We start from the raw sequence: 24,028 nt of genomic DNA on the forward strand, positions 1-24,028 counted from the left end.
GTGATCTCCCGTTGATGGCGTTTTTATGATTGAAGCCATTTAATGATATAACGTTGACAAATTGTCATTGTTTTGCGATTCTGGTCAAGCAGAATCTTTTTTGAACCCAGAAAAGGCATGAAATGACCAATTCCAACGGAGATATTTCGCCTGAAGTTCTGCCTATGGGGCAAGACGGGCTGATTGTGCGCTTTGCTTTGACGAGTTCTGCGCAGGCCACAAGTGCCGTGCAGCGGTTTTTCGGCATTGCAGATGCGGCAAAGCTTAGCGGCGTGCACGAGATCGCGGCGGCTTTGACCTCGGTCCTCTTCAAATTTGACCCATTGCGCACAACGCGCGCTGAATTGGCGAAAGAGCTTGAAGTCTTGCTTGCACGGTTTGATTTGCAAGCGACTGAAATGCCCGATGCGATACGTCTTTGGCATATTCCAGTTCAGTTCGGCGGCACGGTTGGACCACAATTGCAGGAGGCCGCCGCGATGGCCGGACGTTCTGAGGCGCAGGCAATAAGCGATGTGACGGACACAGACCTACGGGTTTTGACCATCGGATTTGCACCGGGCCAACCTTATATTGGCCTGCTCCCGCCACAGTGGGATTTGCCGCGGCAAACAGAATTGACGCCTAAAGTTCCAGCGGGGGCTTTGGTTGTGGCCGTGCGCCAATTGGTACTGTTTGCCAACCCAAGTGTGACGGGCTGGCGGCAAATTGGGCTTTGCGCGTTTCGGCCGTTTTTACCCACACGCAGCGAACCTATTGCCTTGAAACAGGGGGATGCGCTGCGCTTTTCTGCGGTCTCCGAAGATGAAATGGCCCGCATTTTAGCGGATAATCCGGACGGGCTTGGCGGCGCACGTTGCGAGGTGCTCCGATGAGCGGCACCCTGACGATTGAGCGGGCAGGTCCCAGCATGAGCGTGCAAGATTTGGGGCGGCCAAACCATATCGCGCAGGGGCTTTCGGCGGGGGGCGCTGCGGACCGTCTTGCCTTGTTCGAGGCGACCGCGTTGTTAGGTTTAGCTGATGTGATCCCCGCGATCGAAATGGCGGGTATAGGTGGCGTGTTTTGCTGTGATGTGCCGATGCGCTTTGCCCTGACGGGTGCGCCAATGCGCGCGAGTATTGATGAGCGACCCGTTAGCTGGAATATGACGCATCTCCTATTGCCCGATCAACGCCTGACAATTGGCGGCGCATTGCACGGCACTTATGGGTATCTGACGCCAGCTGCGGGGTTGGTTGCGCCCGAGTGGATGGGCAGTATTTCGACCCACCTTGTGGCAGGGGTTGGCGAGGCTTTGGCGGCAGGGGATATGCTTGCGCTGAATCAGGATTCAAACATCGCCGCACCCGCGCAAAAACTTACACCTGACGCGCGCTTTTCTGGTGGAGTCATTCGGATGATTGCGGGGCCACAGACGGAATTCTTTAGCGCCGAGACATTGGACCGCTTTCAAGCGACGACATTTCTCCGAAGCGCACAGGCCAACCGCCAAGGCCTGCGATTGGAGACCTCGGAGCCGCCGTTTGCCAATATTGCACCCAAAGGCTTGGCGTCCGAATTTATCATGCCGGGGGATATCCAAATGACGGGGGATGGCGTGCCCTTTGTTTTATTGTGTGAGTGCCAAACGGTTGGGGGCTATCCGCGTATTGGCACGGTCGTTGCACAGGACTTACCCCTTGTGGCACAGGCCACAGCGGGAGACGTTTTGCGGTTCGAAATGGTCGCGTTGGAGGTTGCTGATGAAAGTGCCCCCAATGAGGCCGAGCAGTTGCGGGTGCTTCGGAACAAGGTGCAGCCAGCCCTGCGCGATCCCCATGATATCGCGGATTTGCTCGCATACCAATTGATCAGTGGCGTGACCGCTGGCGACGATCTGGAAAGGACGTAAAATGGCCAAAACAATTGATCTAAACGCGGACATGGGCGAGAGTTTTGGCCCTTGGAAAATGGGCAACGACGCGGCCCTATTGGATGTTGTTAGCTCCGCCAATATTGCTTGCGGTTTTCACGCGGGTGATGCCGATACAATGGCGCAAACGATGCAAATAGCCCTTGAGAAGGGCGTCGGTATTGGCGCGCATCCAGGCTTTGCGGATTTGCAAGGGTTCGGGCGCCGCCGCATTGCTCTGTCGGACGCCGAACTTGCCCATATGGTCACTTATCAGTTGGGCGCGGCGGCAGCGATGGCGCGCAGCGTTGGCGGGGAGGTTCGGCATTTGAAACTGCATGGCGCTCTGGCGAATATGGCTTCGGAATCTGAGGCTATGGCGCGGGTTTGTTATGAGGCCGCTTTGAAGGTTCAGCCAGATATCATTCTGATGGTCTTGAGCGCGACAGCGATGGAGGCCGTGGCAAAGGATTTGGGCTGTGCGTGGGCGGGCGAAATCTTTGCGGATCGGGCCTATAACGACGACGCGACGTTGGTCACACGTGGCACTCCGGGAGCGGTTATTACAGATCCAGAAGTGGCGGCGGTGCGGATTGTTGCGATGCTTGAAGCAGGCGGAATTATCGCCCAAAGCGGTAAAGTTATCCCATGTCAGATTGATACCATCTGCTTGCATGGTGACGGCGAAAGTGCGGTTCCTATGGCGCGTGGATTGCGCGCGAAACTGGAATTGTCTGGTTACGACATCCGCGCATTTTAGCTCTGTGAACGATAGATGAAGATATGCCGTCGAGTTGGGGATTTCGCCTTTCTTGCATTTGAGAAAGCGATGCTTAGAACTGAAGATTTTCTAGGCCCGAGAGGTTGAATTTATCAAAGTGAACTACCAAGTTTAGTTTGTAATGACGCACTTAAGATTGGCACAAATAGCGATGTTGGCATTGCGGTCGCTTTGAGCGGCGCAGATAACGATGAATAGTTCGGCCCACGTCGCGATTGAACACACAAAAGGACAAGAACAAATGACACAATCAACAACCGAAAATCGCCGTCTGGTACTTGCCGAAAGACCAAAAGGCGAGCCAGATGCCAACACTTTGCGGCTTGAAACGGTTGCCATACCCGTGCCCGAGAAAGGGCGAATGTTGCTGCGAAACAAGTATTTGTCCTTAGACCCCTACATGCGTGGCCGCATGAGCGACGCGCCGTCCTATGCGGCTCCCGTCGAATTGGATGCACCGATGGGCGGCGGTACCGTTTCACAGGTCGTTTCGTCCCAGTTGGACGGGTTTGCCGAGGGCGACTGGGTTGTCGCGTTTGGCGGATGGCAGGACTACGCGCTGTCGGACGGAACCGGCATCATTAATATGGGCAAAAATCCGGAAAACCCGTCGTGGGCGCTTGGTGTTCTAGGCATGCCCGGCCTTACGGCTTGGGCCGCGCTAAAGCATATCGGACAGCCTAAAGCGGGTGAAACGCTGGTGGTTGCGGGGGCAAGTGGGCCTGTGGGCGCCACAGTTGGTCAGATTGGTAAGATTTTGGGTCTGCGGGTCGTTGGCATCGCAGGCGGCGCTGAAAAATGTCAGCATGTTGTAGAAAATCTTGGGTTTGATGCCTGTATTGACTACAAAGCCGACGGTTTTGCCGAGACGTTGAAATCGGCTGTTCCAGAAGGCATCGACATTTATTTTGAGAACGTCGGCGGCGCTGTTTTCGATGCGGTTCTGCCACTGCTGAACTCTTTGGCGCGTATTCCGCTCTGCGGATTGATATCGCAATATAACGCCACATCCCTGCCTGATGGGCCGGATCGGATGAACTATCTGATGGGGCAAATTTTGCGCAAACGTCTTACAATGCGTGGCTTTATCGTCTTTGATGATTTTGGCCAGTATTATCCCGAATTCGCCAGTGAAATGGGCGCTTGGGTGCGCGAAGGGAAAATCAAGTATCGCGAAGAGATGATTGAAGGTTTGGAGCAAGCACCAGAGGCCTTTATCGGTCTTCTGAGGGGCGAAGCTTTCGGAAAACGGGTTATTCACCTCGGTAACTAAAACAAACGAAACAGGCCGCATTCATTATAAGAAGTGCGGCCTGTTTTACCTGAAATTCTATGCGGGTTTAGGCGACGCCCAACTATAAAAGTGGTCCAACAATCGAGAGCGCATTGTTCCAGAGACGTTGCCACCATTTCCAGTTCTGGACCTCCTCGACTGTGACCAAGCGACACTCTTTTAGGTAGTCCTCTTGGCGTGCGCGCATTGCTTTGGTCATGTCGTGGTCTTGAAGAAGGATGTTATTCTCATAGTTGAGGTCAAAGCTGCGGCGATCCATATTCGCTGATCCAATGAAGGTTATTTCATCGTCAACGGTCATTGATTTTGTGTGCAGAAGTCCCGCTTCATATTCGTAAATCGTAACACCAGCCGCCAACAGGTCTGCGTAATAGCTGCGACTCGATGCTCCAACGGCGAAATCATCGTTTCGGGCAGGAAAAATGATGGTCGTGTTGACGCCACGGTTGCCCGCGGCACAAATCGCAGCCTGTAACGCGTCGACGGGCACGTAATAGGGCGTGGTGATGAAAAGTTCGCGCGTGGCAGAATAGATCAGGGTCACAAACATTTCCGGCATCGCGGAGGCTCGCGACGTGGGGCCCGAAGTAACCACTTGAGCGGGGAAACCTTCAGCATAGTCGGGATACGGGTGGCTCAAAACGCTTGTGATATCCTCTTGGTTGCTTTCCATCCAATCGCCGACAAACACGCGTTGGTTTTGGCGGACAATCGGCCCTTCAAAGCGCATAACGGCATCCACCCACGGCGCAAATTTTGCCTTCTGAACAAATTCAGGGTCGGCGCAATTTTGGCTGCCGCAATAGGTGATTTTATTGTCGATAACGAGGATTTTCCGGTGATTTCGCAAGTCAATGCGACCGTCAAAAATACGCGCGATTGGGTTGCCCACTTTAAGGGCGACGGCGGTATTTACGCCTGCTGCGGCCATCTCTTTCCAGAGGTCGGATTTCACCATGCTGCGCGATCCGATGTCGTCGACCATTGCGCGACAGGTCACGCCTCGGGCGGCGGCGCGTTTGAGGGCCTCTGCCATTTTTGTACCGTTGCGATCGGGCACCCAGATGTAGAAAATGAGATGGACGTGGTCCTTGGCGGCGTCCACATCGGCAACCATCGCGTCGATCGCCGCATTGGAGTTGTTCATAAGGCGCGCGGAGTTTCCACCAACGGGCGAAAACCCACTGATCGATGTCCCGACATTAAAGAGCGGCAGATGCACGTCCTTAATTTTGGGTTGGGACATGGCAAGGCTGCCGCCCTCAGGGTCGGGGGCGCTTTCCAAGGTCGCTTTTACGTCCTTCATGCGCTTGAGGCGTTTGCGCCCGATGCTGGTTTCGCCCAGCATAATATAGGCCACCACGCCGACAAACGGTATCGCAAGGACAGTCGCAATCCACGCAGCCCGCGCCGCAGGATCGCGGTTTGGGCGCAGAAGAATTCGAACGACACATAGCGCGACAATGAGGAAACCAGAGAGAGCAATGAGCAAAAGGGCCACCTGTTGAGCTGGAAAAGGAAATATATAAAAGAGGTCTTTGGATTAACATAGGGCAGGAACAGGCGAAGAAGAAAGGGCATTTTGGCGTTGATCCCAAATGAGAATATGCGCGAGGGGTGTCGCCGCCACACAGCAAGATTACCAGGCCCCTCAAGGTGGAGATCTAGAGCATAGAACCAAAGTTGGCAGCAGTGAACCTCTGGGGCGTGAAGTCTCCGACGGTGTTGAACCTTGACAAGGTCACTGTCGATAGACGAGCAATGAGCACAAATTGTACATTTCACGCCGCGGGAGGAGACGGAGTGTTTTTAGACTATTCACATAACTATCTGTTTGTCTTTGCCGCCGTCGCTGTGTCCCTTATGGCGAGTTTTACGGGGTTGGCGTTGACGCGTGGCGTCTCTCTTTTGCCTGAAAATCAGCGTAAACAGCGGATCGCGATGGCCTCGGTGGCCTTGGGCGGCGGTATTTGGGCCATGCATTTTGTGGCCATGCTTGGGCTGCAATTGCCGATCCTGTTTTACTACGATGCCCTGACAACCTTGATTTCAGCCCTCACGGCGATTCTTGTGGTCGGTATCGCTTTGTTAGTTATGCATTTTCGCAAACGAACACGTTTGAGCATTATCTTGGCGGGAACGATTGCCGGATTGGGGATTTCGGCGATGCATTACATCGGCATGTCGGGAATGCAGCTGTGTACGGCGGTTTATACCCCATTTGGTATCTTGGTCGCGGTCGCGTCGTCGGTTGTACTCGGCATTGGAACCTTTGCAATCGCTTACGGCGAACGCACGCACCGCAGTATCATTTTGGGAACGCTCACCTTTGGGACCGCCGTTTGCGCGGTGCATTTTTTGGCGATGGCTGGAACGAACTACTTGGAGGTGGATGATGTGGGGCCGTTGGCGGCCCTCATCGACAACGAAACGCTGGCCTTGATCGTCACGCTTATTGCGTTTTTTATCTGCGGTGGTTTTTTGTTGCTCGGGGTGACCTTTATTCCCGCTCCTGCGGCGACGGAGCCGTTGGTTGAGCAAGGAAAACCGGCCTCTCCCACAACCTCAGTGCCCTATCAAAAAGATGGGCATGTTCAATTCATTCGTCCCTCTGAAATCGCGGCCCTGCGCGCGGAGGGCCATTATAGTATTATCTATACAGGGAGCGACAAACTGTTCTGCCCATGGTCGATCACCGAAGCGGAGAGCCGACTGCTTGAGGGAAGCTTTATTCGTTGCCATCGCAGCTACCTGATTAACCCTGAACACGTCACGAGTTTCGAGCGTAAAAAGGACTCAGGCGTTTGTTTGTTCGCGGGCTGCCCCGCCTTGGGGGCCGTCCCCGTGAGCCGCTCGCGGATGGCCGAAGTCCGAACGGCGTTTGGCCTCATCTAGATCGCAACTCGCGCAGCTTATTCGCATTTCGTGAGTTTTTCGACCCAAGCGGTGCGTCAAATGCGTGGACCGCGCCGCTTTAGGTACAGACTTTCCCCAATCAATTTAGACAATTAGGGAGGTCGACAATGATACCATCAGCATTTGAGTATCACCGCCCCGCCGATGTAAAATCAGCGGTCGGAATTTTACACGAACAAGGGGATGAGGCGCGGGTTCTTGCAGGGGGGCACAGTTTGATCCCGATGATGAAGCTGCGGATGGCGGCCGTGACTCACCTTGTTGACCTGCAAGATATCGCCGAATTGAAGGCGATCAACATTGACGGCGGCAAAATTTCCATTGGGGCAATGGTCACGCAGCACTCCCTAATCGCCGACGCCGCGCTAGCTAAAGCTGCGCCCATTTTGCGCGAGGCTGCGCTGCAAATCGCCGACCCACAAGTGCGCTATTGCGGCACGATTGGCGGTAATGTGGCCAACGGCGATCCAGCGAATGACATGCCGGGCATCATGCAATGCTTGGACGCGACATTTACGTTGGCGGGGCCAGACGGGACGCGCGAGGTGAAGGCCCGTGATTTTTACGAGGCCGCCTATGTGACAGCCTGCGAAGACGACGAAATCCTTGTTTTGGTCAGCTTTGATCCAACAAGCGGCGGGTATGCCTACGAAAAGCAAAAGCGCAAAATCGGCGATTATGCGACGGCGGCCTGTGCGGTGCTTGTTTCAATGGATGGCGGAACCTGTACTGCGGCATCAATTGCGATGACCAATCTTTCCGACACTCCGATCTGGTCCGAGGCGGCGAGTGCCTCACTTGTTGGCACCAAATGCAGCACGGACGATATCAAAAACGCTGTCGCCAATGCGCTGGCCGATATTGACCCCACCGAAGATAATCGTGGCCCAGTTGCGTTTAAAATGCACGTGGCCTCCATCGTCATCACGCGCGCGATCACCCGCGCCATCGCGGCTGCGTAGGAGAAAAACATGAGCAAAATGCACTTAAAACTCACAGTCAACGGCAAGGCAGAAGAGCTGCTGGTTGAGCCACGCGAACTCCTCATCCATGTGTTGCGGGAAAAACTGAACGTCACTGGCCCCCATATCGGATGCGAAACTTCGCATTGCGGGGCCTGTACCGTTGAAATGGATGGTAAATCCGTCAAGTCCTGCACGGTTTTTGCGGCCCAAGCCAATGGTGCCGAGGTTACAACAATCGAGGGCCTTTCGCCGCTTGGTGAAATGAACGTGCTGCAAAATGCGTTTCGGGAGCACCACGGGCTTCAGTGCGGCTTTTGCACTCCTGGTATGATTACTCGAGCGCACCGCCTGCTTCAGGAAAACCCGACGCCGACCGAAGAGGACGTACGTTTCGGAATGGCGGGCAACCTGTGCCGCTGTACCGGATATCAAAATATCGTCAAATCAATCATGGCCGCAGCCTCAGAAATGAACGCAGCCAAGGAGGCGGCAGAATGAATGATCAAACCCCCACAAGCGTAGAGCGCGCCACGAAACTCAAAGGTCTTGGCCATTCCCGCAAACGCGTCGAAGACGTGCGATTTACCCAAGGCAAAGGCAATTATGTCGACGACATCAAGATGCCCGGAATGCTGTTTGGCGATTTTGTGCGCTCGCCCTATGCGCATGCGAAGATCAAGTCGATCAACATCGAAGCCGCAATGGCGCTTCCAGGTGTGATTGCTGTTTTGACGGCCAAAGATTTGGAGCCGTTAGGTTTACATTGGATGCCGACACTGGCCGGTGACAAGCAGATGGTTCTGGCCGATGGCAAGGTTCTGTTTCAGGGGCAAGAAGTTGCTTTTGTGGTCGCAGAAGACCGCTACATCAACGCCGACGCCATCGATTTGGTTGAGGTCGAGTATGAAGAGCTGCCTGTTGTCACGGACCCATTTAAGGCGCTCTTGCCTGATGCGCCTGTGCTGCGCGAAGATCTTGCCGGCCAGACAAGTGGGGCGCATGGTGCGCGTAAACACCACAACCATATCTTCCTGTGGGAAGTTGGTGACGAGGCGGCGACAGACGAGGTTATGGCCGATGCTGACGTCGTCGCCGAAGAAACCGTGTATTATCATCGCACGCATCCCTGCCCATTGGAAACATGCGGTTGTGTCGCGTCGATGGACAAGGTTAACGGCAAACTCACCCTGTGGGGCACCTTCCAAGCGCCTCATGTGGTGCGGACGGTAGCGTCGCTTCTGTCTGGGATCGAAGAGCACAACATCCGCGTAGTTTCCCCCGATATTGGCGGTGGTTTTGGCAATAAAGTTGGGGTTTACCCTGGGTATATTTGCTCCATCGTGGCCTCGATTGTTACAGGGCGACCTGTGAAATGGATCGAAGACCGGATGGACAATCTGATGGCCACCGCCTTCGCGCGTGACTATTGGATGAAAGGCAAAATTAGCGCCACCAAAGACGGCAAAATCACAGGCCTTCATTGCCAAGTAACCGCCGATCACGGTGCTTTTGACGCCTGCGCCGATCCGACCAAATTCCCAGCGGGCTTCATGAGTATTTGCACGGGATCCTATGATATTCCTGTGGCTTACCTCGGCGTTGATGGTGTTTATACCAACAAAGCACCGGGCGGCGTTTCGTATCGTTGTTCCTTCCGCGTTACGGAGGCGGCCTATTTTATTGAGAGGATGATCGAAGTCCTCGCGATTAAGTTGGGCATGGATGCCGCCGAATTGCGTGCCAAGAATTTCATCAAGAAAGATCAGTTCCCGTATCAATCCGCCCTTGGGTGGGAATACGACTCGGGCGACTATCACACGGCTTGGGAAAAGGCGCTCAAAGCTGTCGATTATGACGCTTTGCGCGTTGAGCAAGCCGAGCGTGTCGAAGCGTTTAAGCGCGGCGAAACGCGGAAACTTCTGGGCATTGGCCTGAGCCACTTTACCGAGATTGTGGGAGCGGGACCGGTGAAAAACTGTGACATCCTTGGAATGGGTATGTTTGACAGTTGCGAAATTCGCATTCACCCAACAGGATCGGCAATTGCGCGTTTGGGAACGATTTCCCAAGGGCAGGGCCATGCCACAACCTTCGCTCAAATTCTAGCGAGCGAGATTGGTATTTCCGCCGACAGCATCACGATTGAGGAAGGCGATACCGATACGGCCCCCTACGGACTTGGGACCTATGGCTCGCGTTCAACTCCTGTTGCGGGCGCTGCGGCGGCCATGGCGGGTCGCAAAATTCGAGCCAAAGCACAGATGATCGCGGCTTATCTGTTGGAGGTTCACGACGGCGATTTGGAATGGGACGTTGATCGTTTCATCGTCAAAGGCGCTCCTGAGCAGTTCAAAACCATGACGGAAATCGCCTATGCTTCTTATAATCAGGCGATCCCAGGGCTTGAGCCAGGATTGGAGGCGGTCAGCTATTATGACCCGCCCAACATGACCTATCCGTTTGGGGCGTATATCTGTGTTATGGAAATCGACGTCGACACGGGCACGCATGAAGTGCGCAGATTCTATGCGTTGGATGATTGCGGAACCCGTATCAACCCGATGATTATCGAAGGCCAAGTGCATGGCGGAGCAACCGAAGCCTATGCCATCGCGATGGGCCAAGAGCTTGCTTATGACGAAATCGGCAATGTCAAAACTGGCACGCTGATGGACTTCTTCTTGCCGACCTCATGGGAAACACCAACCTATGAAACCGACTTCACCGAAACCCCAAGCCCGCATCACCCGATCGGTGCAAAAGGTGTAGGAGAAAGCCCCAATGTGGGTGGCGTTCCAGCGTTTTCAAACGCAGTACACGATGCCTTCCGGCCCTTTGGCTTGAAACAGTCGCACATGCCGCACGATCAATGGCGTATTTGGAAAATCGCCAATGATCTTGGCTTGCACAGCTAGAAAAGGAGTTGTCGGGCGGCCGAGTGTCGCCCGACAGACCCATTATGACTGATTGGACAACACTCAAATCGCAGCTTGCAGAGCAGGGGTACATTGCGTCCTCTGATCTCGCTATGGCGTTGCATATATCGCTAAAACTTGGCCGCCCTTTGTTGCTTGAAGGCGCTGCGGGCGTTGGGAAAACCGAAGTCGCGCGCACATTGGCTGCGGCCTTGGACACAAAGCTAATTCGGTTGCAATGTTATGAGGGGCTGGATGCGGGCCACGCAATTTATGAATGGAATTACCAGCGGCAATTGCTCGCAATCCGTGCGGCAGCCGAGGACGGAAAAACAGGAGCGATCGTCGAAGAGAGGATCTTCTCGGAGGAATTCCTTCTGGAGCGTCCATTGTTGCAAGCCATTCGTCAGGAAACGTCGCCCGTTTTACTGATCGACGAAATCGACCGTGCCGACCAAGAATTCGAAGCGTATTTGATGGAAGTTCTGTCTGATTTTCAAATAACTGTGCCGGAGCTTGGCACGCTGACCGCTAAATCGCGGCCTCACGTAATCCTGACATCCAATGGCACACGCGATCTGTCTGATGCGCTGCGGCGGCGCTGTATTTACGCCTATGTTGAGTATCCAGATCGCGCAACCGAACTGGCAATTCTGGCGGCGAGGTGCCCCGATATTGATGGTAAGCTTGCGGCGCAAATTGTTGGATTTGTGCAAGCTTTACGAAAAGAAGAGCTGGAAAAGACCCCCGGCGTCGCGGAAATGTTGGATTTTGCTGCTGCACTGACCGGATTGGGGATCAATGATCTCAATGAGAATCCGCAGATTTTACGTGCGACATTGGTGACATTGCTCAAAACGCAAAGTGACCGCGCGAATATTCCCATCGAAGTGGCCCAACGTCTCGCGGGGAAAGCGGCATGACCAAAGTCACGCGTTTTTCAGGCCGCGATCCAGGTGCAACCGCCCGCGTTCTCGGGTTTGTAGCCCATTTGCGAGAACATGGATTTGCCTTGGGCGTTTCGGAAACGCAAACGGCCATCGAGGCGCTTACGCATATCAAAGCGGTTGATATGACGGAGGTGTTTCTGGCGCTCAAATCGGTCTGCGCGGCTTGCGAAGATGACGCAAAACGCTTTCAGATGCTGTTTGACGCCTACTGGCGCAACGAAGGGCGAATCCGCAGCAAAGTGGTGAAAAGTCCGAATGAAAATGTCGCCAAACACACGCGGACCAATCAGGAAGATACTGGCCAACAAAGCGCCGGAGCGGGCCAAATCGACAGTCCAGACACGGGGCAGGGCGAGGGCGATGCCGCATCCGATGGCGAAGGCCGCCTTGTTGCGAGTGGCGTTCAGAACATGATGAAAAAAGACATGCGCGAGTTGGTTTCGCCCCAAGATATACAGGACGCGGCATTAGTGGCCCGGCGGATGGCGGACGCGATGCGCGACCGCCGGTCTCGGCGTCGCGTGGCCGCGTGCAAAGGCGCTCAGCTCGACTTTCGCAAAGTGGTCCGGCAAAGCCTGTCAACTGGTGGCGAGCCTATCCGCTTGCCGCGCCGCCGCCGCCCCGAACGCCCCGTTCAAATCACTGCTCTTTGTGATGTTTCGGGTTCAATGACGGTTTATTCTCGTGTTTTCCTGTCCTTTTTGGCCGGCTTGATCCGCACCGATGCGACGGCTGATGCCTATCTGTTTCACACGCGTCTTGCGCGGATCACGGGGGCATTGCGCGACGATGATCCGTTGCGCGCGCTTAACCGATTGACGCTGCTGGCCGATGGGTTTGGCGGCGGGTCCAAGATTGGGGCGAACCTTGATTTGTTCGCGCGCACCTATGCGCGGCGGTTCGTTTCGGGCCGCAGCGTGGTGATCATTCTTTCGGATGGATACGACACCGACCCGCCCGCCGCCCTTGCGCAGGCCCTGAAGGATATCAAGAAACGCGGATGCAAGATTATTTGGCTTAACCCCCTGAAGGGGTGGAAAGATTACGCGCCTGTTGCCGCAGGAATGGCGGCCGCCTTACCGTATTTGGATATGTTTGCGGCGGCCAACACGCTTGAGAGTTTGGCGAAATTAGAGGGGGAACTGGCATGGGTATAAGCAGTCATTCATTTGAAAACCGCGCGTCAGATTTGCGCGCGCAGGGGCAGCCTTTTGCCATTGCCACGGTCGTGCGCACCGTCAACGCAACATCGGCCAAACCCGGATCCAAGGCGATTATCTTGGCTGACGGCACCATCACCGATGGCTGGGTTGGCGGCGGCTGTATTCGTTCCGCGGTAAGGAATGCAGCGAAGGCCGCGTTGTCGAAGGGCTGCACGCAGTTTATCTCGTTGCGACCAGAAGAAATCCTTGCGGCAGAAGGTTTGAGCGCGGGCGAAACGCGCGAAGGCGTTCAATTTGCCCGCAATGGCTGCCCGTCCAAAGGGTCGATGGACATTTTTGTGGAACCCGTTTTGCCGCAACCCGAGTTGATTGTTTTTGGTGAAGGTCCGGTGGCAAAAGAGCTCGTTGCCCTTGCGGAGCGGTTCGATTTTTCGGTGTCGCATTCTGTGGACGGAAAACATGATTTTGCCGCGCCCACTTCGGGGCTGCTATATGTTGTCATCGCAACTCAGGGCAATGGTGACGAGGCCGCGCTGCGTGCCACAATCAAAGCTGCGCCAAAATTTGCGGCCTTTGTTGGGAGCCGCCGCAAATTTGAAACCCTTGTTACCCGCCTTATCGCGTCGGGCGTGTCACAGGTGGCTTTGGATCAAATTAAGTCGCCAGCTGGTCTCAATATTGGAGCGATCACGCCAGATGAAATCGCCCTTTCGATCCTGTCTGAAGTTGTGCTTAAACGCCGCGAATTGCAGCGTGCAAAAGGAGACCCCGATGACGTCAATTGTTGAACCACTGATTTTGGAAATAGAGCCCAAAATCGTCGAAACGCGCCTCGTAACAACGCTCTTTAGGCGCATTTTTCCCAAACTAACACCCTCACAGACCGAGCTTCTTGCCGGTATCAAATTTCCCTGCTGCTAAAGGAATACTCCCTTGGAATTAAACGACGAAATCCTTATCAACGCTCCTGTATCCGTTGTCTATGCTGCCCTTAACGATCCTAAAATCCTTGAAGAGTGCATCCCAGGATGCGAGGAACTCATCAAGCATTCGGACACCGAGCTTGAAGCCAAAGTTGTGTTGAAAGTAGGGCCTGTCAAAGCGCGATTTTTAGGCAATGTAGTCTTGGACACTTCGGGCGCACCGCATCAGTTTTCGCTTACGGGCAACGGCAACGGCGGGGTCGCGGGCTTTGCCAAGGGCGGTGCTGATGTCATCCTTGAGGCAGACGGAGAGAATACCCTTTTGAAATATACGGCCAAAGCGGATATCGGTGGAAAAATTGCTCAATTGGGCAGCCGTCTTATGACCAGTACAGCCAAGAAACTGGCGGGGAAATTCTTTACGCGCTTTGCGGAGATTGTGGACGAGAAACAAGCTGTTTAAGCAACCCATCACCCAAATACCCCGCCGGATGTGTTTAGTTCGCCGATAAACCCGCGTTGGTGTTGAGGAGGAAAAGATTGAAAATCGGGGTGCTGGCGGCCCCGATACTTCGTGCTTTTTCTCCGACATGACCTTGCACAATTTGCGGGGGGATCAAGCCACGCGTGTCTTGGTTCACGAGATAGCGTTGTACACGTTCAACGAGTTCGGTGCGGACATCTTCGGGGAAGGAACCGTCAATCAAAATGGCTTCAAAATCGATCACCGAACACACCGAAAGGGCGGCCTTGGCGAGTTCTTGGGCGGTTTCCCCAATCCATGGGTCGACGTAACGTGTGAGGGTCGACCAATCTTGGGGATGGCGCCACAAAACCTCTGGGTTGAGGCCGGCTTCAATGAGGCGCCCTTCGAGTAAATGCAGAGACGCGACGTCGACAAGTTGGCGGCTCTCGCCGAGCGGACCTGTACTGCGAAGAGATCCCAGCGCGCCCGCGTTCCCCTGATTTCCTTCAAAAACCGTGTTGTTCAAAACTATGCCACCCCCCGCAAACGACCCGATGAAAAAATGCGCGTAATCGCGAAATTCATTTCCGCGGCCAAAAAGGTGCTCCGCACGACAGGCGGCTGTAGCGTCGTTAACAATCGACACAGGGAGGTCACTAAATCGGGTAACTTCTTGGGCGATATTGATGTGCTGCCAGGCCTGAAATTCCTCCGAGGGCGCCCCCACTAAATCATGCCATTTCCACAGCTCAAATGGTGCTGCAATTCCAATTCCACAGAGGCGACGGCGGTCGTCCTCGGACATTCTGGATGCGATCGTATCAAGCCCCTCTTGGAGGAACTCAAAGACCGTGTCGGGTATCGGGTAGGAGTATGTTTTATTAAGCTCGTGGCGGATAACACCCATAAAATCAATCAACACCAAATCCGCGCTGCGACGGCCTATTTTGAGGCCAAACGAGAACACGCCATCTGGATTTAAGGCCATAGGCATGGAGGGTTTGCCCACCTTGCCGCGAATTGGGTCACCACGTCGCAAGAGGCCGTCTTTTTCGAGCTTTCGCAGGATCACGGATACCGTTTGCGGGGAAAGACCAGAGTGGCGCGCAAGATCAATGCCCGGCATCGCGCCGTGACGTTGAAGCATGGAGAGCAATAGGCGTTCGTTATGATTACGAACCCCGCTCTGATTCACGCCGCCACTTAAGCCTCTGATTTTGCTCCCGTCCATACCGTTGACCATAGCGCGCTCCTTTCTAGGAAGGAAGATGGCATTCTTTCATTAATAAATAAAGTTTATTTATTTATTGACAGCTTTGGGGGAATCAGGCTTCCTTAAGGGGAACTTGCGAATTCAAACGGCGCAGTTTTGGAGAGGGAGGAGCCCACTTCATTGATAAATCCGTTGATCTTTTTGGGAGGAAGACCATGAAAAAACTATTGATGTGTACAGCACTTACCGTCGCTGCAACCGCTGGCGGCGCTTATGCGCAAGACGTAAGCGCTTGCTTGATTACCAAAACCGACACGAACCCGTTTTTCGTGAAAATGCGTGAAGGTGCCGAAGCAAAAGCTGCCGAATTGGGCATGACTCTTAAGTCGTACGCAGGTCGTGTTGATGGCGATCACGAGAGCCAAGTTGCGGCGATCGAAACATGTATTGCAGACGGTGCCAAAGGTATCCTCATTACGGCTTCCGACACGTCTTCTATTGTAACTGCAGTGACGCAAGCGCGGGACGCGGGCCTTGTTGTGATTGCTCTGGATACACCGCTTGAGCCGATTGATGCGGCGGACGCTACTTTTGCGACCGACAATTTTCTGGCCGGTGAGTTGATTGGCAAATGGGCCGCCGCCAAGCTTGGCGCAGAAGCGGCAAACGCTAAAATCGGAATGTTGGACCTCGCTGTAAGCCAGCCTTCAGTTGGCGTGTTGCGCGACCAAGGTTTCCTTCAAGGCTTTGGTATTGATTTGGGCGACCCAAACAAATGGGGCGATGAAACCGACCCACGCATTATTGGCAATGACGTCACTGCGGGCAACGAAGAGGGTGGCCGGAAAGCCATGGAAAACCTTCTCGCAAAAGACCCAATGATCAATGTGGTTTACACAATCAACGAACCCGCTGCCGCAGGTGCCTATGAGGCGCTCAAGGCCTTTGGTCGCGAAAATGATGTCTTGATCGTTTCTGTCGATGGCGGCTGCCCTGGTGTGGCCAATGTAGCAGATGGCGTGATCGGTGCGACGTCGCAACAGTATCCATTGCGCATGGCGGCTTTGGGTGTTGAAGCCATCAACAACTGGGCCAAAGACGGAACAAAGCCAGCTATGACACCAGGTAAGGACTTCTATGACACGGGTGTTGCTTTGGTAACGGATCAGGCCGTCGAGGGTGTTGAGTCAATCGATACGGTTGCAGGCAAAGACCTCTGCTGGGGTTGATCTTTAGACCATAAAACCTTCAGTCTGTGAAAGGGGCGTGCCAAGGCCCGCCCCTTTTTGTGCTACATTTGGCAGAGAGGCTTCCCATGCCCCCCCTATCCAACGAACCGAAAACCACTGTCGCCGGTCCTGATACTGTTGCGTCGTTTTCCCAAGACCACACGTCCCCGATGCGCCGCATTCAACATGCGCTGCATGAAACGCCGTCTTTGGTTCCCATGGTGGTCTTGGTGGCCTCCCTTGCGATTTTCGGCATTTTACTGGGATCAAAGTTCTTTTCACCCTTCGCACTGACGTTGATTTTACAACAGGTCACAATCGTTGGTATTGTGGGCGCGGCCCAATCTCTGGTCATTTTGACGGCGGGCATCGACCTTTCCGTCGGGGCGATCATGGTGCTCAGCTCGGTCGTGATGGGCCAATTTACCTTCCGCTATGGGATGCCTGTTGAACTCGCGATTGTGCTAGGCCTTGCGGTGGGAACGGCTGTCGGATTCATTAATGGCTGGCTTGTGGCGTATATTAAACTGCCGCCGTTCATCGTGACTTTGGGCATGTGGCAAATCGCTTTGGCGACGAATTTCCTTTATTCGGCCAATGAAACTATTCGCAGCCAAGACATCTCCGAGAACGCACCATTGCTGCATTTGTTCGGGGAAAAGCTGGAAATTGGCGGCGCGGTCTTTACCTTCGGGACCATGTTCATGGTTCTGCTGGTTCTTTTCCTCTCCTATGTCCTGCGCCAAACCGCGTGGGGGCGGCATGTTTATGCTGTCGGGGATGATCCGGACGCGGCTGAGCTTTCAGGCGTGAATGTTAAGCGCACATTGATCTCGGTTTATATGTTGTCTGGGCTAATTTGCGCCTTCGCCGGATGGGCGATGATCGGGCGGATCGGGTCTGTGTCTCCGACCTCAGGGCAATTGGCAAATATCGAAAGTATCACAGCGGTTGTGATTGGCGGCATCTCGCTCTTTGGCGGGCGCGGCTCGGTTGTGGGTATGTTGTTTGGCGCGTTGATCGTGGGGGTCTTTAGTATGGGGCTGCGCCTGTTGGGAGCCGACGCACAATGGACATATCTGCTGATTGGCGTCCTCATCATTAGTGCTGTGGCCGTCGACCAGTGGATTAGAAAGGTATCAGTCTGATGGAACCCATTTTATACGCCCGCAATCTGGTGAAACGCTACGGCCGCGTCACGGCGCTTGATAACTGTGACTTTGATCTTATGCCGGGCGAAATTCTGGCGGTAATTGGCGACAATGGCGCTGGAAAATCCACCCTTATCAAGGCCATATCTGGCGCGGTGCAACCCGACGGAGGCGAGATTTTTCTCGAAGGCAAAAAGATCGGTTTTGCCTCCCCGATTGAAGCCCGTAAGGAAGGGATTGAGACGGTATATCAAACCCTTGCCATGTCACCCGCTTTGTCGATTGCGGATAATATGTTTATGGGGCGCGAACTCCTCAAGAAGGGGTTTCGCGGCAAATTCCTGCGCCAATTGGATCGCCCTGCCATGGAAAAAGCGGCGCGCGAAAAACTCACGGAACTTGGCCTTATGACCATCCAAAACATCAACCAAGCCGTGGAAACCCTTTCTGGCGGGCAACGCCAAGGGGTGGCCGTGGCGCGGGCGGCGGCGTTTGGCTCCAAGGTTATTATTCTGGACGAGCCAACAGCGGCCCTTGGGGTCAAGGAAAGTCGAAAAGTTCTTGAGATGATCCAAGACGTGAAATCGCGCGGGATACCGATTATCCTCATCAGTCACAACATGCCGCATGTGTTTGAAGTCGCGGATCGCATCCACGTGCATCGGTTGGGCAAACGTCTGTGTGTTATTGATCCCAAAGACTATACAATGTCGGATGCCGTGGCCTTTATGACCGGCGCAAAAGACGCACCGGAAGGTTCTGAATGAGGGACCTTGACGCGATTTGCACCACACTCCTCGCCGCTCCACGCAAGGGGCGGCGGCGCCTTGTGGCGCTCGCGGGGGCACCCGCCAGCGGGAAATCCACCCTTGCACAGGATTTGGCCGATCGGATGACGGCGGCGGGGTGTGACACGCGGGTTTTACCAATGGACGGGTTTCATCTGGGCAACACGCAATTACACGCGCAGGGAAATTTTGCCCAAAAGGGCGCTCCGCAAACCTTTGATGTCAGGGGGTTTCTGATGTTAGTCGCGCGGATTCAGACTGAGGATGAGGTTTTCTACCCAATTTTTGATCGCACATTGGATGCCGCGATTGCCGCAGAAGGGCGCGTCGATAAGGCTTGTGACACAGTGATCGTCGAGGGGAATTATCTTTTGTTTGATGCTCAAGACTGGCGGGATTTGGTGGCCTTTTGGGATATCTCTCTTCGGCTGAAGGTGTCACGGGATATCTTGCAGCAACGCCTCCTAGAGCGCTGGTTAGGGCAGGGCCTGTCGCCCGCGGCGGCCCTCATACGGGCACAGGGCAATGATCTGGTGAACGCGGACCTCATCGCCAAACTCCCGTTGAAAGCGGACATCCTTTTGGACTAGACGAAAGCGAAATCGCCCTCGTCGAGTTGCCCCGGTAAAACATCATCCAGTCGAATGGCCACGTTCGAGAAGGATATGATCGTGTCCGCTCCTGCGGTGGTGAATGTCAGATCGGAATAGTTGTTTGCGCCCGAGCAAATCTCAATCCTGTCCACATTCACCACAAAATCGTCTACAAAGTCGCTTCCCGATCCTGTGCCAAAAACAAATGTATCCGCGCCAACACCGCCATTTAGGAAATCGTTTCCTGTGCCACCAGCGAGGCGATCTTGGCCGTATTGACCATAGAGCCTGTCAACACCCTCTCGGCCATAGAGCGTGTCACTGCCGTTGCGCCCAAGAAGCAAATTCGCACCCGCATCTCCGATCAGAAGGTCGTTGTGGTTGGAGCCGCCAATGTTTTCGATGGAGAAGTAAGTGTCGCCTGCGGCCTCCCCTGTATTGGACCACGTAATTTGCAAATCGACGCGTAGGCCACTCGCCGCATTAATGTAGTTTGCGCGATCAATTCCCAATCCGCCGTAGAGCCTGTCGGAACCCGTACCTCCGTCGAGGTAGTCGTTCCCGTTGCCCCCTATGAGCGTGTCATTGCCGCCACGTCCCAAGAGCGAGTCATTTCCATTCACGCCCCAAAGCGTGTTGGTAGTCCCATCGCCAGCCAACACATCGTTGAACCCAGAGCCGACCATATTTTCGATAGAATGATACGTGTCGCCAGCTGCAGCCCCCGTATTGGTGCCCGTTAAAACGAGATCGGCGCGCACACCGCTTGTGGCGTAGTAATACTGCGCTTGATCCATGCCGGTGCCGCCATAAAGGACGTCCGCCCCATTTCCCCCCTCAAGCCGATCATCGCCTTGGTTTCCAACAAGAGCGTCGTCGCCGTCGCGTCCGAAAATGACGTCGTTTCCGAAGCGACCTACAAGCGTGTTTGCACCAGTATCGCCAATGAGGCGGTCGTCGAAGTTGGATCCCGAGAGGTTTTCAATCGAAAAATATGTGTCCCCTGCAGCATCCCCAAGGGTCCCCCCCGTTTCGAGAAAGGCCCACACAGCGCTTGTGGCATAGGTGTATTGTGCGACATCCGTTCCGGCCCCGCCATATAATGCGTCGTTTCCTTCGCCGCCCTCCAGATGGTCGTTACCCGCTTGGCCATAGAGTGTGTCGGTACCGCCTCGGCCATAAAGACCATCGTTTCCCGCGCGCCCAAGGAGGGAATTTCCGCCCGCATCTCCGAGTAAGATGTCATTGTGGATAGATCCGCCAAGGCCCTCAACGGAGATATATGTATCTCCTGCGGCCTCACCCGTATTTGCGCTGGAATATTGCAAGTCTGCGCGAATGCCAGTTGTCGCGTCCAAGTATTCTGCACGGTCAAATCCGTTCCCGCCATTGAGGTAATCCGCCCCAAGCCCGCCAATGAGATAGTCGTTGCCGCCCCCCGCGTTGATGAAGTCATTTCCGCCGCGCCCGTCGATTGTATTGCCGAAATTCCCTTGAGCGTAAAACACGTTCTGAGCGGAAGTGCCGATACTTCCAGCAGCACCGGATACGTTGACATTCTCAAAACGCGCAACCGAAGCTTGGGCCACGCCGTCATGGGTTATGACGCCATCTTCCAAGTTGATAACATGCCCCGACGACTGTGAAACAACGTGGAAATAGAACGTGTCGTTCCCCTGTCCGCCGTCATAAGTGTTCCAGAGGCCGTCGATGGTCTCGGCTGTCACCTCCACGGAATCATTTCCGCGCCCAAGGTGAATTTGATGGGCCGTTGTCGCGGTATCCCCTAACTCGACATGGTCATTGCCATCGCCCGTATAGGCATTCTCAACGTCCGAAACGGTTATGGCGACGCCGTCAATCACCCCTGTGCCTGTGGCGAAATTGAGGGTTACCCCCGTTGTGACCGCAGCGGCATTGATCCAGTCGGCGCCGCCATTTGTGTCGTCAAAGGCGACACGGTGGTTGCTTATGCCTGCATAATCGGAAAACGCATCGGTAAAGATATAGCGGTCATCGGCGGAAATCTCTGATCCGGTGGTGGTCAGCACAATGTCCGAAACAGTTAGAATGTCGCCTGGCCCAACGTCTGCAATCCGCACAGTCCAAGTGCCGTCGCTCCGTTCGCCGCGAAAAGCTTGGCTTTCGAACGTATAAGCGCCGTCAAAAACGGCACCTCCCGCTTGGTTCGCGATTAACAGGTGCTCTTCTCCCTCCGGCGAGGTTAGATAAATCACCATGTCACCCAGAAACGTTGTCGAGAACGTCAGCGTGACGGCGACCCGTTCCACCAAAATAGCTTCCCCGCCTTGGAGTTCGAAACTGGTGCCGGTGGCATTCTCGTCAGGGATCGTGGCCGCGACGGCAACGCTTGCCAAACTCCCCCGCGCATTGAGGCTTGTTTGTGCGGCTCCCATAGTGAGCCATGATTCAGCCAACCGTACCGCCGCATGCGCATCGACAAGGCCGTATCCGTAGTCATTGCTGTAGTGCAGACCGCCGCCATTCCAATTCTCGGCGGCGTTAAAGTGCCACGGTGTGCGTTCGGAACCTGCAAACGTGGCGTTGTCGACAACACTGCCGACGTGCCGCCCCGTATAGGCCAAAATCGTCTGGACATCGCGCCAGCCAAGACCTTCCTCGGCATCATACATGAGGGTAACAACGCCCGCGACCATTGGTGCCGCAGCCGAAGTGCCGTTAAACGTGCTCATGTAGTTTGTGGTGGTATAGCCTTCGTTATCGGTGCGATCCGTGGTGACAACTTCGCCCGAGCTGCCAAAACCGGAAATCAGATTGGCAGCACCATAAGACGAATAACTGGAGATAAAACCGTCCTGATCAACGGCGGCGACAACGACTTGCTGGGTGTTGTTGGTCCAAGGGTCAGAATTGACATCATAATGGGCCCCACGCGAATTGCCCGCAGATTTAACAATGGTTGTTCCAAGCCCGCCGCGTCCCGTTGAAACGGCAAGGCTGATCGACGCGTCAATCTCGGTGAATCGCGTCGCATCGTATCCTATGCCGAATTCAGAGCTGGTGTCGTTTGCGATGCCTTGGCTGATATTCACCACATCAGCGCCACCCGTCGCGGCACTCGCGATTGAGTCGCGGACATTTTGCAACCAAGCGTCGCCAATGAAGTTTTCAATCCGATACCCAACCAGCGTAGCTTCATAGGCGATACCTGTTGTGCCGATATCGTTATTTCCAACCGCGCCAATGATACCCATGACCGCAGTGCCATGCGAATTGCTTGCGATGCCAAAGGGGTTGTCATCATCATCGGTGAAATTATAGTCGAGAAGGGTGGCGTAATTGGCCGCCAAATCCTCGTGAGTATAGTCAAATCCGTTGTCGATGACGAATACGTTGATATCTGCGCCCGTATAGTCGTCCCAAAGGGACTCAATCCCATTGGCGCCAACGATATTAAGATCAAACAGCCCAGACCCCGAATTGCGAAGATGCCATTGTTGGCTCAGCATTGGGTCATTTACAATTGGATGGGGCATTCGGAAATCCTTGTTTGGTAAAATTTAAAACTCAAACGGCGACCGGCAGGGGGGCATCGACGTTTGGGTTTTCCGTCCTCGTTAAAATACAGTGGTTTTTTGTGCCACGACGACAGGTCCGAGGCAGTCGGTTACGATGGCGTAAAATCCGCTTACAACGACGTGCGTTCCAATCGGAATTTCTGGCGAAATATACGAAATAGCGATGAGCGTTCCGTCTTTGGTTTTGATTTGCGGGCAGTCAACGCCATTGGCCCGCGTAACAAGGGAGCCGGAAACCGTCACCTGTTCACGGCCATTATTCTGTGCGGTTATATTCTCACCCGATGCATGGCGGACAAAGAGGCTTGCACTCAATACCGCCAAAACAAGGCAGAGAATGGATGATGTTTTCCTAATCATCTGATAGTTCCGCCCATTTCATTTATTAACAATGTGTTAACATGTAGGCTGAGAGGGCGGTTTAATCCATATTGTTTTGACCAACGCGCTTTCTAAGTAATTAAAATTTTTTGTTCTTGCTCAGACGGCAGTTGGTATTGGGAATTTTTCTTCCGCTTGAAATAGCAATTTTTTGCTGAAGGTTAGGGCTGATATCCAATTTCTTCGGGCTGATATCCGATAACAATGGCACGTGATGTTGGGAAAGCATCTGCTCTAATAGTTTGAAAGGTAAGGGTAATTTGCCGTTTTTGCGACCGCTACGGCAGGCGCTCCATTTCGAGAAATTGAGTGGATTGCTCCTAGTGGTTAGGCTAGACTGGTTTCAGTCAACGTATGCTGAGGAAACCCCTCAGTGAACAAGATACCAAGGTCATCAAAATTCTGAAGGGAATTAACATGCTCAAACTTACGAAAATTTCAGTCGTGCCACTTCTATTCCTGGCCACCGCATGTACGAATACAGGGGCGGGTTATACGCCGATCATCGACGGGCCAGTGAGTGCAAACTACAACTACGATCTCTCGCAATGTCAAAACCTCGCGGCCTCCCAGCCACTTGTTGACGAAGGTACTATCGGTACGGTCGCAACAGCTGCTGCCGTTGGTGGCGCCGCATCCGCGATTTCAAAAGGGAGCACGTACCAATCTGGCCGTGGTGTCGCAATCGGAGCGCTCGTCGGCGCTACTGGGAGCGCACTCCAGAACAACTCTAACCGCGAAGTCTTGGTTAGAAACTGTATGCGCGGCCGCGGCTATAACGTCGTAGGTTGATCGATCTAAGCTGTGCGTCGCATGGCTTAAACACGAAGCGTTTCTAAAGACGTC

General features: G+C 54.2%; 21 protein-coding genes. 17 read left to right on the forward strand and 4 right to left on the reverse strand.

Features of this window, described 5'->3' with window-relative positions; translation table 11 throughout:
• The first annotated feature begins 122 nt into the window (after positions 1-122).
• The 4 genes from AB9F27_RS01600 (at position 123) to AB9F27_RS01615 (ending at position 3,948) form a co-directional block, all read left to right on the forward strand.
• Positions 123-875 carry a carboxyltransferase domain-containing protein gene (locus tag AB9F27_RS01600; protein ID WP_335586881.1) on the forward strand — a complete coding sequence of 251 codons (753 nt, stop codon included), beginning with the start codon at positions 123-125 and terminating at the stop codon, positions 873-875.
• Positions 872-1,894, forward strand: coding sequence for a biotin-dependent carboxyltransferase family protein (locus AB9F27_RS01605; RefSeq protein ID WP_335586880.1), 1,023 nt, complete (start codon positions 872-874; stop codon positions 1,892-1,894). The genes AB9F27_RS01600 and AB9F27_RS01605 overlap by 4 nt, the downstream gene beginning before the upstream one ends.
• A 1-nt stretch (position 1,895) precedes the next feature.
• Complete coding sequence (locus AB9F27_RS01610) at positions 1,896-2,654, forward strand: 5-oxoprolinase subunit PxpA (RefSeq protein ID WP_335586879.1); 759 nt, start codon at positions 1,896-1,898, stop codon at positions 2,652-2,654.
• Between the two features lie 262 nt (positions 2,655-2,916).
• Entirely contained in the window at positions 2,917-3,948 is a 1,032-nt protein-coding gene (locus AB9F27_RS01615; protein WP_335586878.1) for an NADP-dependent oxidoreductase, read from the forward strand.
• Positions 3,949-4,030: 82 nt separating this feature from the next.
• Here AB9F27_RS01615 and cls read toward each other — a convergent pair whose 3' ends face one another.
• Positions 4,031-5,461: a cardiolipin synthase gene (cls, locus tag AB9F27_RS01620; protein WP_369757472.1), complete on the reverse strand. Its 1,431-nt coding sequence runs from the start codon at positions 5,459-5,461 to the stop codon at positions 4,031-4,033.
• Between the two features lie 311 nt (positions 5,462-5,772).
• Here cls and AB9F27_RS01625 point away from each other — a divergent pair, with 311 nt between their 5' ends.
• From AB9F27_RS01625 to AB9F27_RS01660, 8 genes are all read left to right on the forward strand, one after another.
• Positions 5,773-6,864 (forward strand): MHYT domain-containing protein, encoded by a 1,092-nt coding sequence (locus tag AB9F27_RS01625; RefSeq protein WP_335586876.1) that lies wholly within the window; start codon positions 5,773-5,775, stop codon positions 6,862-6,864.
• Between the two features lie 128 nt (positions 6,865-6,992).
• Positions 6,993-7,847 carry a xanthine dehydrogenase family protein subunit M gene (locus AB9F27_RS01630; protein WP_335586875.1) on the forward strand — a complete coding sequence of 285 codons (855 nt, stop codon included), beginning with the start codon at positions 6,993-6,995 and terminating at the stop codon, positions 7,845-7,847.
• Between the two features lie 9 nt (positions 7,848-7,856).
• Entirely contained in the window at positions 7,857-8,348 is a 492-nt protein-coding gene (locus tag AB9F27_RS01635; RefSeq protein ID WP_039000424.1) for a (2Fe-2S)-binding protein, read from the forward strand.
• Positions 8,345-10,765, forward strand: coding sequence for an aerobic carbon-monoxide dehydrogenase large subunit (locus tag AB9F27_RS01640; RefSeq protein ID WP_335586874.1), 2,421 nt, complete (start codon positions 8,345-8,347; stop codon positions 10,763-10,765). The genes AB9F27_RS01635 and AB9F27_RS01640 overlap by 4 nt, the downstream gene beginning before the upstream one ends.
• A 44-nt stretch (positions 10,766-10,809) precedes the next feature.
• Entirely contained in the window at positions 10,810-11,688 is an 879-nt protein-coding gene (locus AB9F27_RS01645; RefSeq protein WP_335586873.1) for a MoxR family ATPase, read from the forward strand.
• Entirely contained in the window at positions 11,685-12,872 is a 1,188-nt protein-coding gene (locus tag AB9F27_RS01650; protein ID WP_369757473.1) for a VWA domain-containing protein, read from the forward strand. The genes AB9F27_RS01645 and AB9F27_RS01650 overlap by 4 nt, the downstream gene beginning before the upstream one ends.
• Positions 12,863-13,666, forward strand: a complete 804-nt coding sequence (locus AB9F27_RS01655; protein WP_335586965.1) for an XdhC family protein — start codon at positions 12,863-12,865, stop codon at positions 13,664-13,666. Before AB9F27_RS01650 ends, AB9F27_RS01655 begins: the two co-directional genes overlap by 10 nt.
• A gap of 145 nt (positions 13,667-13,811) precedes the next feature.
• Positions 13,812-14,264, forward strand: coding sequence for a CoxG family protein (locus tag AB9F27_RS01660; RefSeq protein ID WP_369755542.1), 453 nt, complete (start codon positions 13,812-13,814; stop codon positions 14,262-14,264).
• Between the two features lie 34 nt (positions 14,265-14,298).
• Here AB9F27_RS01660 and AB9F27_RS01665 read toward each other — a convergent pair whose 3' ends face one another.
• Positions 14,299-15,498, reverse strand: coding sequence for an ROK family transcriptional regulator (locus tag AB9F27_RS01665; protein WP_335586967.1), 1,200 nt, complete (start codon positions 15,496-15,498; stop codon positions 14,299-14,301).
• Between the two features lie 197 nt (positions 15,499-15,695).
• On the opposite strand from AB9F27_RS01665, the gene AB9F27_RS01670 reads away from it, so the two are divergent.
• From AB9F27_RS01670 to AB9F27_RS01685, 4 genes are all read left to right on the forward strand, one after another.
• Positions 15,696-16,709, forward strand: coding sequence for a sugar ABC transporter substrate-binding protein (locus AB9F27_RS01670; RefSeq protein WP_335586963.1), 1,014 nt, complete (start codon positions 15,696-15,698; stop codon positions 16,707-16,709).
• Between the two features lie 86 nt (positions 16,710-16,795).
• Positions 16,796-17,857, forward strand: a complete 1,062-nt coding sequence (locus AB9F27_RS01675) for an ABC transporter permease (protein WP_335586962.1) — start codon at positions 16,796-16,798, stop codon at positions 17,855-17,857.
• A complete protein-coding gene (locus AB9F27_RS01680) occupies positions 17,857-18,627 on the forward strand; it encodes an ATP-binding cassette domain-containing protein (RefSeq protein WP_039000432.1) in 771 nt (256 codons plus the stop codon). The genes AB9F27_RS01675 and AB9F27_RS01680 overlap by 1 nt, the downstream gene beginning before the upstream one ends.
• Entirely contained in the window at positions 18,624-19,238 is a 615-nt protein-coding gene (locus AB9F27_RS01685; protein ID WP_369757474.1) for a nucleoside/nucleotide kinase family protein, read from the forward strand. The genes AB9F27_RS01680 and AB9F27_RS01685 overlap by 4 nt, the downstream gene beginning before the upstream one ends.
• Here AB9F27_RS01685 and AB9F27_RS01690 read toward each other — a convergent pair.
• Together AB9F27_RS01690 and AB9F27_RS01695 are read right to left on the reverse strand one after the other, a co-directional pair.
• Positions 19,235-22,759, reverse strand: coding sequence for a S8 family serine peptidase (locus tag AB9F27_RS01690; protein WP_369757475.1), 3,525 nt, complete (start codon positions 22,757-22,759; stop codon positions 19,235-19,237). The genes AB9F27_RS01685 and AB9F27_RS01690 overlap by 4 nt on opposite strands.
• 81 nt (positions 22,760-22,840) lie before the next feature.
• Positions 22,841-23,161 carry a hypothetical protein gene (locus AB9F27_RS01695; RefSeq protein WP_335584740.1) on the reverse strand — a complete coding sequence of 107 codons (321 nt, stop codon included), beginning with the start codon at positions 23,159-23,161 and terminating at the stop codon, positions 22,841-22,843.
• A 438-nt stretch (positions 23,162-23,599) separates the two neighbouring features.
• Between AB9F27_RS01695 and AB9F27_RS01700 the strand changes: the two genes are divergently transcribed.
• Entirely contained in the window at positions 23,600-23,974 is a 375-nt protein-coding gene (locus AB9F27_RS01700; protein WP_039001195.1) for a glycine zipper family protein, read from the forward strand.
• Positions 23,975-24,028: the final 54 nt, after the last annotated feature.

Origin of the sequence: Falsihalocynthiibacter sp. CO-5D18, from assembly GCF_041205445.1 — a bacterium.
In the GTDB taxonomy this organism is placed as follows: domain Bacteria; phylum Pseudomonadota; class Alphaproteobacteria; order Rhodobacterales; family Rhodobacteraceae; genus Falsihalocynthiibacter; species Falsihalocynthiibacter arcticus.